This window comes from Leisingera sp. ANG59 (assembly GCF_013317235.1).
Lineage (GTDB): Bacteria > Pseudomonadota > Alphaproteobacteria > Rhodobacterales > Rhodobacteraceae > Leisingera.
The window spans coordinates 1-9,626 of record NZ_WLCM01000079.1; the positions used below are offsets into that span (position 1 = coordinate 1).

Annotated in this window: 7 protein-coding genes; 6 read left to right on the forward strand and 1 reads right to left on the reverse strand. The window is 66.7% G+C overall.

Annotated elements, in window-relative coordinates; translation table 11 throughout:
- The 5 genes from GKC28_RS25520 to GKC28_RS25540 form a co-directional block, all read left to right on the forward strand.
- Window positions 1-1,768 (forward strand): IucA/IucC family siderophore biosynthesis protein (locus tag GKC28_RS25520; protein WP_174149750.1); only part of this gene is annotated, 1,768 nt, incomplete at its 5' end.
- A complete protein-coding gene (locus GKC28_RS25525; protein WP_174149751.1) occupies window positions 1,755-3,467 on the forward strand; it encodes an IucA/IucC family siderophore biosynthesis protein in 1,713 nt (570 codons plus the stop codon). The genes GKC28_RS25520 and GKC28_RS25525, both read left to right, overlap by 14 nt.
- A gap of 5 nt (window positions 3,468-3,472) precedes the next feature.
- Window positions 3,473-4,705, forward strand: a complete 1,233-nt coding sequence (locus tag GKC28_RS25530) for an AMP-binding protein (RefSeq protein WP_174149752.1) — start codon at window positions 3,473-3,475, stop codon at window positions 4,703-4,705.
- Window positions 4,702-6,006 carry a DUF6005 family protein gene (locus tag GKC28_RS25535; protein WP_174149753.1) on the forward strand — a complete coding sequence of 435 codons (1,305 nt, stop codon included), beginning with the start codon at window positions 4,702-4,704 and terminating at the stop codon, window positions 6,004-6,006. Before GKC28_RS25530 ends, GKC28_RS25535 begins: the two co-directional genes overlap by 4 nt.
- On the forward strand, window positions 6,003-6,842 hold the full coding sequence (locus GKC28_RS25540; protein ID WP_174149754.1) for a sugar phosphate isomerase/epimerase: 840 nt from the start codon (window positions 6,003-6,005) through the stop codon (window positions 6,840-6,842). Before GKC28_RS25535 ends, GKC28_RS25540 begins: the two co-directional genes overlap by 4 nt.
- Before the next feature lie 88 nt (window positions 6,843-6,930).
- On the opposite strand, the gene GKC28_RS25545 is transcribed toward GKC28_RS25540, so the two are convergent.
- Window positions 6,931-8,769: an ABC transporter ATP-binding protein gene (locus GKC28_RS25545; protein ID WP_174149755.1), complete on the reverse strand. Its 1,839-nt coding sequence runs from the start codon at window positions 8,767-8,769 to the stop codon at window positions 6,931-6,933.
- Window positions 8,770-9,035: 266 nt separating this feature from the next.
- Between GKC28_RS25545 and GKC28_RS25550 the strand changes: the two genes are divergently transcribed.
- On the forward strand, window positions 9,036-9,329 hold the full coding sequence (locus GKC28_RS25550; protein WP_174149756.1) for a DUF2218 domain-containing protein: 294 nt from the start codon (window positions 9,036-9,038) through the stop codon (window positions 9,327-9,329).
- Window positions 9,330-9,626 lie beyond the last annotated feature (297 nt).

The following is a 9,626-nucleotide window of genomic DNA, read 5'->3' on the forward strand; positions in this document are numbered from 1 at the left end:
TCAGCAGACCATTCCCCCCGGCCCCTGCGCCGCCGCGGCCGCGCAGGCCGCCTCCCTACAGGCGCTGCTCAACACCTGGCTGCGCGAAACGACCCCCGGCAGCGCCATCCTGACCGATGCATGCGACGCGGTGGAATTCCCGCTCAGCCATATTCCCGCCCGCCTGCGGGTGCGGATCGAGTATTTCTCTCAGACTGGCCCGCATCACTTCGGCCCGGCGCAGATCCGCTATGCGGACTCCACCGTATGGCAGGCCGCCGCGCCGGTGCAGGTGCTCACCCTGATTGCGCAGGAATGCTTTGCGCGGCTGAACGCCCGCGACGCCGGCAAACTGCCGGAATTCCTGCGCGGCATCTTCAACAGCAACGCCGAGATCGAGAGAATCCTGCGGCGCCATGCGGACATGCCGGACCCGGACGGCTTTCTGGCGGCGGAACAGGCGCTTTCATACGGCCACTGGCTGCACCCCACCCCCAAAAGCCGCGACGGGCTGACCGGCTGGCAGCAGGCGGCCTATGCCCCGGAATACGGCGGGGAATTCCGCCTCACCTTCTTTGCCGCCTCCAGCAGCCTCGTCGCGCAGGGTTCTGCCCAGGCTCCCACCGCCGCGATGGTCCGCCAGATCCCGGGCGTAGACGGCGCCTTCCATCTGGAGCCGCACGAAACCCTGATCCCGGCGCATCCGCTGCAGGCGCAGGCGCTGCGGCTGGACCCGGCAGTGCAGGCGCTGCTGGCATCCGGCCAGCTCCGTGACCTGGGCGAGGCGGGCTGCGATTTTGCCGCCACCTCCTCCATGCGCACACTCTACGCCCCCGGCTGCCCCTGGATGCTGAAATTCTCGATCCCGGTTCGCCTGACCAACTCGCTGCGCGTCACCAAGCACAACGAGCTTGAGGTCGGCGTCTCCATGTCCCGGCTGCTGCAGCGCCTGAAGGCTGGCATGCTCAGCGCGAAGTTCAGCATCATCGAGGATCCAGCCTACCTGAGCCTGAACCTGCCCGGACGCCGCGAAAGCGGGTTTGAGGTGATCTTCCGCGCAAACCCCTTCACGGCGCAGCAGGGGGCCGGCATCTATAACCTTGCCGCCCTCACCGCCGACCCGCTCCCCGGCCGCACCGCGCTTCTCACCGGTATCATCAAACGGCTGGCAGCCGCCCAGGGCGCAACGCCGGCAGCCACCGCCCGGACCTGGTTCGACGCCTATCTCGACTGCATGCTCGACCCGATGCTGGAACTCTATGACCGGCACGGCATCGCTTTGGAAGCGCACCAGCAGAACAGCCTGCTCGACCTCAGCACCGGCCTGCCGTCCCGCGGCTTCTACCGCGACAACCAAGGCTATCTCATCACCCGAGATGCCTTGCCGCGCCTCAGCGCGCTGGAGCCGTCGCTGGCGGGCCAGTCCGCGCTCGTCTATCCCCGCTCGCATATCAACAAGCGGCTGGCCTATTACCTCGTGGTCAACCAGCTGTTCGCGGTGATCCGCCGCCTGGGGCGTGACGGGCTGATCGGCGAAACTGCGCTTCTGCTGCTATTGCGCCGCCGCCTCAGCACCGCCGCCGGCCGCTTCAGCGGCCCCGCGGCAGAGTTCGCCCGCTATCTGCTGGCCACGCCATCGCTGGCCGCCAAGGCCAACCTGCTGACCCGCGTCCACAACCTGGATGAGCTGGAAACCGAGGCCCAGGAAGGGCTGTTCCTGGAAATGCCGAACCCCATCGCCGCGGTGCAGCCGCAGCCTGTGCAGGAGCGCGCCGATGTCCCTGCATGAGAGCCTGAACCGCGCCACCGCCGCTTCCCGCGTGCTGCGCCAGCTGTGCGAGGCGCTGCTGTGCGAGGGCTGGGCCGCGTCGCTGCAACTGGACCGCAGCCGGACCGTCAGCTGGTCCTTCCGGCAAACCCGGTTCCGCGCCCGCGGCCGCCGCGGCGCCTTCGGCCGCTACCGGCTGCAAGAGGGCAGTATTGAGGTCCGCGATGGCAGCACATGGCGGCCCGCCAGCACCGAAGACGCGCTGGCAGCGGTGACGGAGCCGTCGCCCGCACTGGACATCCTGCGCGCCGACCTCGCCCATACCGAACACCTCAGCGACCTGAGCACGCTGCATATCCCCACAGCAACCCGGCGGCACCGCCTTGGCATCTCCGCGCTGGAAACCACTCTGCACGAAGGCCACCCCTACCACCCCTGCTACAAGGCCCGCAGCGGGTTCACGGACGCCGATCACCTAGCCTACGGGCCGGAGCACGGCCAGACCTTCCGCCTGACGGGCGTGCTGTTCAATCACAGCTTGGTGCAACAGGAACTGCCGCACCAAGACTTCTGGACGCAGGAGCTGGGCCGGGAAGAATGGCAGCGCATCACCGCGCTGGCGGAGATGCAGGGCGCACCGCCCGGCACCTTCCACCTACTTCCCCTGCACCCCTGGCAGCACGCCAAACTGCAAAGCGATCCGCTGTTCAACACATGGCGCAACGCGGGTCGGCTGGCGGAAATCGGCCCCATCGGCGAAGCCTACCGCGCCACCCAGTCGGTCCGTACCCTGATGAACGCCGGAACCCCCGCCCACGCCCATGTGAAAACCGCGATGGCAATGCGCAACACCTCGGCCTTGCGCACCCTCGCGCCGGAATCGGTCGCCGTCGCGCCCGCGATCTCCAACTGGCTGGCGCAGGTGCTGGACAGCGACCCGCTGTTCACCAACCGCTACCCACTGACCATCCTGCCGGAATATGCCGCCATCACCGCAGGCCGCGGCACCGCGCTGGACGGGCATCTGGCCGCGATCTGGCGGCAAAGCCCCGAGGCGCTCGGCCTGCCCGCAAACAGCATGATGCCCGTGAACGGCCTGGCCCTCACAGACCCCGACGGCCGCCCCCTGATTGCCCCTTGGATCGAGGCGCACGGCCTCGACGCCTGGCTCGCCCGGCTGATCGAGGTTGCGGTGCTGCCCGTCTGGCACCTGATGGTCGCGCACGGCATCGGGCTGGAGGCGCATGGCCAGAACCTGATCCTGAGCCACGAGGACGGCTGGCCAACCGGCCTTATAGCCCGCGACTTCCACGAAAGCCTGGAATACGTGCCGGATCTGCTGTCGCGTCCGGACCTCTGCCCGGACCTGTCGCAGATAGATGCGGCCTACAAACACGCGCCCTTGGACAAGTTCCACCGCATGTCCGCGCCTGAGGAGCTGCGCTGGCTGGTGATGGACACGCTGTTTGTCTTCAACCTCGCCGACGTCTCCGACCTTCTGCAGCGCCACTACGGGCTGGCAGAGGCCACCTTCTGGCGCCGCGTCCGCACCCGTCTGGACCGCTACGCGGCTGAGCACGGAATGCAGGACCGGCAGGCGGTCTTCGCCCCCTTCACCCCGCAAATCCGTGCCGAAAGCCTGATTTCCCGCAAGTTAGAGCCCGAAAGCCCGCAGCACGGCCACCTGATCGCCAACGCCCTGGCCACCGACAAAGGATAACCGCCATGTTTGTTCTGAACGACACGACCATCGACCCCTCAGACCTTGCAGCGCGGCTGGACCGCGTGCTGATGGATCCCGCCACGCACCGCTACGGCCTGCACATGCAAAACGCCGGCGCCGCACTATCGGCGCTTTTGTACCTGCGCGCGCAAGGCGCCGGCGTCTTCCCGGTCCACGCGGGCATCCCGCCGGAGACCGCCCGCGAAATGGCGCAGGCGGCGGGCTGCGACGTGATGCTCAGCGACGGGCTGAAACAGACCACCCTGTCCCAGGCGGACACCGCCCCGCGCGGCGGCGTTCTGGTGCAGATGAGCTCCGGCACCACGGGTGCCGCCAAGGTGATCACCCGAACCTGGGACGAAATCGCGGCAGAGGTCGAAAGCTACGCTGCCTTCTTCACAGCCAGTGCCGCAATGATCCCGGTGATTGCCTGCCCCATCACCCATTCCTACGGGCTGATTGCCGGCGTCTTCGTGGCGCTGCACCGCGGCCATGTGCCGGTGGTGATCGACAGCCTGAACCCGAAATACATCCTGCGCCGCCTGCGCGAGACGGATCAGCCGCTGCTCTATACCTCGCCTGCGATGCTGCACACGCTGGCCCGGCTGCTGCCCGAGGGCCAGCGCCTCTATGCCGCCAACACCTCCGGCACCGTTCTGCCCGATGCCTGGTTCCAGCTGATCCGCGCCCGCACCACCTATCTGTTCCAGCAGTACGGCTGTTCGGAGGCCGGCTGCGTCGCCATCAACCAGGACCTGCAAAACCCCTATGACGTCGGCCAGCCGCTGCCGCATGTGACCCTGACCGCGGGCCGGAACGGCACCCCGGACGCGGTCCGCATCTCCATCGCGGGCCAGACAATCGACACCGGCGACCTCGGCTGCCTGAGTGAGACCGGCATGCTGGTCTTCACCGCCCGCGCCGATGACATGATCAACGTCGCAGGCCTCAACGTCTATCCGCAGGACATCGAGAAAACCGTCATGGCCCTGCCCGGTGTCAGTGATGCAGTCGCCTTCCGCATCGCTGATCCGCATTCCGGCGCCCGCGCGGCCTTGTTGTATGCCGGCACCGCAAGTGAAGACACCATCCGCCAGGCCTGCCGCACCGCGCTGGCCGACTACCAGCAGCCCGCCCTGATCAAACACCTCCCCGCCCTGCCCCGCCAGGCCAACGGCAAGATCAGCCGCCGCGAAATCTCGGCCCAATACGCACAGGAGATGGTTCCCGCATGACCTACGACCATATCCTTGAGGCTATCCGCCAGACCCTCTCCGGGCCGCTCGCCAATCCGCACATGCAGAACTTCTCCGCGCAGGCGGTGCTGAACGACGACCTGCACGTCGACTCGGTGATCCTGATCAACCTGATGCTGCACCTGGAAACCGATCACGGCATCGAAATGCCCGAGCGCGAGCTGACCAAGGCGGATTTCTCCACCGTCGACGGGCTGATCCGCATGCTGCTGGGCGAAGACACCGCGCCGCAGGCGGACACCGCCCCAGCCCCCAGCGAAATAACCGTGCATTGCTTCGTCAGCTGCCTCTGCGCCGCGATCCGTCGGCATGAGCATCTGAACTTCCGCCCGTTCTACTTCGGCACCTGGGACAGCAGCTTTGCGGTGACCCCCGCCATGCAGCTCGCTTACCACAGCGAGGATATCACTCAGGACCTGTATGCCGATTGGGTCGAACGGCTCTACAACATCCCGGTGCGCGAATGGTACGACCACGGCCAGACCAAAGAGCAAAACCTGATCCGGTTCGAACAGCTGCTGTCGACGAAATCCGATGACGAGCAGCTGGTGGCCTTCCTCGACATGTTCCACCTGCCGGAGCGCGAGAACAAGTACAACCAGAACCCCTTCCCGCACTACGTCATCATTGAACTGACCGACGACCCGGATCTCTGGCACCTTTACGACCCGGATTACCGCTGGCGCGGCGACCTGCCGCGCGAGACCATCCTCAACGCCATGGCGCAGCCCACCGTGGCGGGCGGATACATCCTGAGCAGCGGCAACACCCAGGCACCGAAGCCACAGGACCTCGCCGCCTATTTCACCGAGACCTTCCACGCGGACGGCAACCTGCTGACCTCCGCTCTGCGGCGGATCTTTGAATACCACTGCGACCCCGCCCGCCCGCTGGCACTGGCGGACCTGGGCGGCGCGGTGCGGGAAATGCCGGTGCTCTCCTTGCGCAAATACGCCTATGAGCACGCCTTTGCCTTCTTCTGGCAGGAGCTGGACACGGCGTTTGAACCCTTCGACGCCGAATGCGACCGGGTCGAAGCCCTGTGCGAGGGCTTCCGCAGTCTGCATTTCCTCGCCGCCCGCATCGCCCATACAGGCGACCGCGCCATGATCCCCGACCTGTTCGCGGCGCTGGATGCGCTGGACCAGCTCGAATTCACCATCAAGGCGGCGCTTCATACCCAGTTTGACATCTGGTGCGCCGCCAACCTGCCAGCCCAGCCCAGTTTCCCGGCCAGCTCCCAACTGGACGACACCCAGCCGCAGGAGGTTCCGGCATGAAAATCTCGCTTTGCACCATTTCCTTCCGCCACCAGCTGATCGGCCTCAAGGACATCGCCTTCTGGGCCCGCGACAACGGCTTTCAGGGCATCGAGCTCTGGGGCGTCCACGCCCGCAACCAATCCCCCTTGGCCATTCACAACGCTCAGTGGATGGCCGCGCAGGGCCTGTCGGTGCCGATGATCAGCGACTACCTGCCGCTGCATGACCCGGACCTGTTGCGCAGCCGCACCCTGGCGCTCTGCGCCCAGGCCCGTACCTGGGGGGCTGGCAAAATGCGTACCTTCGCAGGACAGCAGTCCAGCGCGGAGGCCACCCCGGAAGAACGCCGCCAGACCATCCGCGCCCTGCGCGAGGCCTGCATCATCGCCGCCGACCACGGTCTGCGCCTGCTTGTCGAAACCCACCCCGGCACCCTCGCCGACTCGCTAACGGCGACCTGCGGCCTGATCGACGCCACGGACCACGACGCGCTCGCCATCAACTTCGACGCACTGCACGTCTGGGAAGGCGGCGACGACCCGGTAGAGGCCCGCCGAATCCTTCTGCCCCGCATCGCCCACTACCACCTGAAAAACGTCTCTGCCCGCGACCGGCTGGACGTCTTCGCCCCCGGCAATGTCTACAGCGCCGCAGGCAGCCGCGACGGCATGGTGCCGCTGTTCGAAGGCGCCTATGACTACACCCGGCTGCTGGCGGCAATGGCGCAGGACCCCGCCTGCGAAGCCTCGCTGGAATGGTTCGGGGACGCTGTATTCCAGACCCTGAAAAGCGATAATGCCCAGATCCGCACCCGGATCCGGCAGGCAGCGCCCGAGACCGCGGAAGCGATCTGAAAACCCGGGAACCCGGTCCTGACAAAAGAAACCCGGCACGCCTTCCAGCCAGCCGGGTTTCCAGTTTCTGCATTCTGCCTGTGCGTCGTCACACCGCTTCCGGCACCTGCTCCGCCGCGCCCGCCTGGCGCTGCCACAGCCCGGCATAGACCCCCTGCCGCGCCAGCAGCTCCGCGTGGCTGCCGTCCTCGGCGATTGCGCCCTCCTGCAGCACCACAATCCGGTCCATCTGCGCAATCGTCGACAGCCGGTGGGCAATCGCGATGACCGTCTTGCCCTGCATCACGTCCAGCAGCGTCTTCTGAATCGCTTCCTCCACCGCGCTGTCCAGCGCCGAGGTCGCCTCGTCCAGGATCAGGACCGGCGCGTTCTTCAGGACCACCCGCGCAATCGCGATCCGCTGCCGCTGGCCGCCCGACAGCGCCACGCCGCGCTCGCCCACATGGGCGTCATAGCCGGTGCGCCCCTGCTGGTCGCGCAAGCCCATGATGAACTCATGCGCCTCCGCCCGCTTGGCGGCGGCGATCATCTCTGCCTCGGTCGCGCCGGGGTTGCCGTACATGATATTCGCCCGCACCGAGCGGTGGATCAGCGAGGTGTTCTGCGTCACCACTCCGATCCGGCTGCGCAGGCTCTCCTGCGTCACTTCGCGGATGTCCTGCCCGTCGATCAGGATGCGCCCGCCCTCCGGGTCGCGGAACCGCAGCAGTAGGTTGATCAGGGTCGACTTCCCGGCCCCCGACGGCCCGGCAATGCCCACCCGCTGGCCCGCCGGGATATGCAGGTCTATGCCGTTCACCCCGCCCTTCGTATTGCCGTAGTGGTGCCGCAGCCCCTCGACCCGCATCTCGGCGCGGCGCACCTCCAGCGGCTTCGCCCCGGGCGCATCCGTCACCTCATGCACCGCCGACAAGGACCGCAGCCCCTCGCGGATCACCCCCATGTTCTCAAACAGCCGGATTGTCACCCACAGGATCCAGCCGCTCATCCCGTTCAGGCGGATCGTCAGCGCCGAGGCCGCCGCCACCTCGCCGACGCTGACGGCCCCGCGCATCCACAACCAGACCGCCGGTGCCACCACGATCAGGATCAGCACCCCGTTGATCGCGATGCTGCCGAACGCCAGCCGCGTCATCATCCGCAGGAACCGCTGATACCGCGTGCGCAGCCGCCGCAGCGCCGACAGCGCATAGGCCTGCTCCTGCCCGTCGCGGGCAAACAGCTTCACCGTCTCGATGTTGCCATAGGCATCGACGATCCGCCCGGTCGCGGCAGAGCGCGCATCAGACCACTTCTCTGCCGTTGCCGCCACGTTCAGCGCGGTGTGGCGCACGTAAACCGCATAGAGCCCGACCCAGGCCACCAGCGGCACCGCCAGCCGCCAGTCTATCTGCGACAGCACCACCACCGCGCCGATCATGTAGGTGACGGCAAACAGCACTGCCTCGAACAGCATATGCACGCTGTCCTGCACCGCAGGCCCCATCTGCATCACCCGGTTGCTCAGCCGCCCGGCAAAGTCGTTCTGAAAGAACCCCGCCGATTGGCCCAGCAGGTGCCGGTGCGCCTGCCAGCGCACCTGCTCCTGCAGGTTCGACGACAGCGTCTGCTCCAGCAGCAGGTGATTGAGCCCGACCAGCGACGGCCGCAGGATCAGCACGCAGAACAGCGCCAGCAGCATCTCCCGGCCGTGCTGCGCCCAGAACGCCCCGGCCCCGGTCTCCGCCATCAGGTCGACCACCCGGCCGGAATAGAAAATCAGCCCGCTCTCCATCAGCGCGGTCAGGACGCCGGTGGCAAACATCAAGGGCAGCCATTTGCGGTAGGGTGCCAGCTGCTGCGCCAGGTAGGCCCTTAAGGTGGCCCGCGGCGGCGCCTGATCGGCAGGCGCAAAGGGATCGACAAGATTTTCAAAAGCCCGGAACATAGGGAGCCTCTCAAGGATTTTCATGGAACCGCTTGAGATGTGGGTCGCCGTATCCGCTCGGCCCCAAGCCCCAAAATCTGAGACTAACAAGGGCAAGGGCACGGATCCTGCCTGCACCGCAGCCCGGCCCTTCTACGCATCCCGGCCCCGTTTGTCAGCAGCGAAAATTACGCAGCGCTGGCAAATTGCGCGCCAGTTTTCCGCTTGCGGCAGGCCCGCGGCGCGCTATTGTGCTGCAATCTGAGTAAAAGACTAAGGATTATGCCATGCTCACCGACCAGGGCCGTTTTGAGACCCCGAACGCCTCCAGATACCTGCAGCAGCTGTGCAAGCATTTCGCGCATAAGGTCGCCGTGGACCACGACGACACCCGCGGCACCGTGGCGCTGGGAATGGGGCCTGCAACTCTGCACGCCGCCGATGGCGTGCTGACTGCCGAAGTCACCGCGCCGGATGCAGCTGATCTGGCCGAGGCGCGCGATATCATCGACCGCCACCTCGCCCGCTTCGCCTTCCGCGAAGAGTTCGAGGCCATGACCTGGCAATCAGAAGCCGCCTGATCCCGAAATCTTGACAAAACGGGTTGGTTTTCCTACCCGTGGCCCCGCGTTTCCCCCTGAGACGCTTGCAGCAAGGCATTCCCCGCTCCCTCAGGGGCCGCCCAGCCATCCCCGACAATTTGCCGCCGCACTCCGCGGCGCCTCTGGCTGGAGACCGGTCCATGACCCTTCGTTTGCCCGCAGCCGCGGCTGCCCTTCTGCTCATGGCCCCCTTTGGCGCGGCTCAGGAAAGCCAGGCAGCCCCAGTYCCTGCCATCACCGCAGAGGCCCCCGCCGCCGTTGAAGCAGCACCGGAAC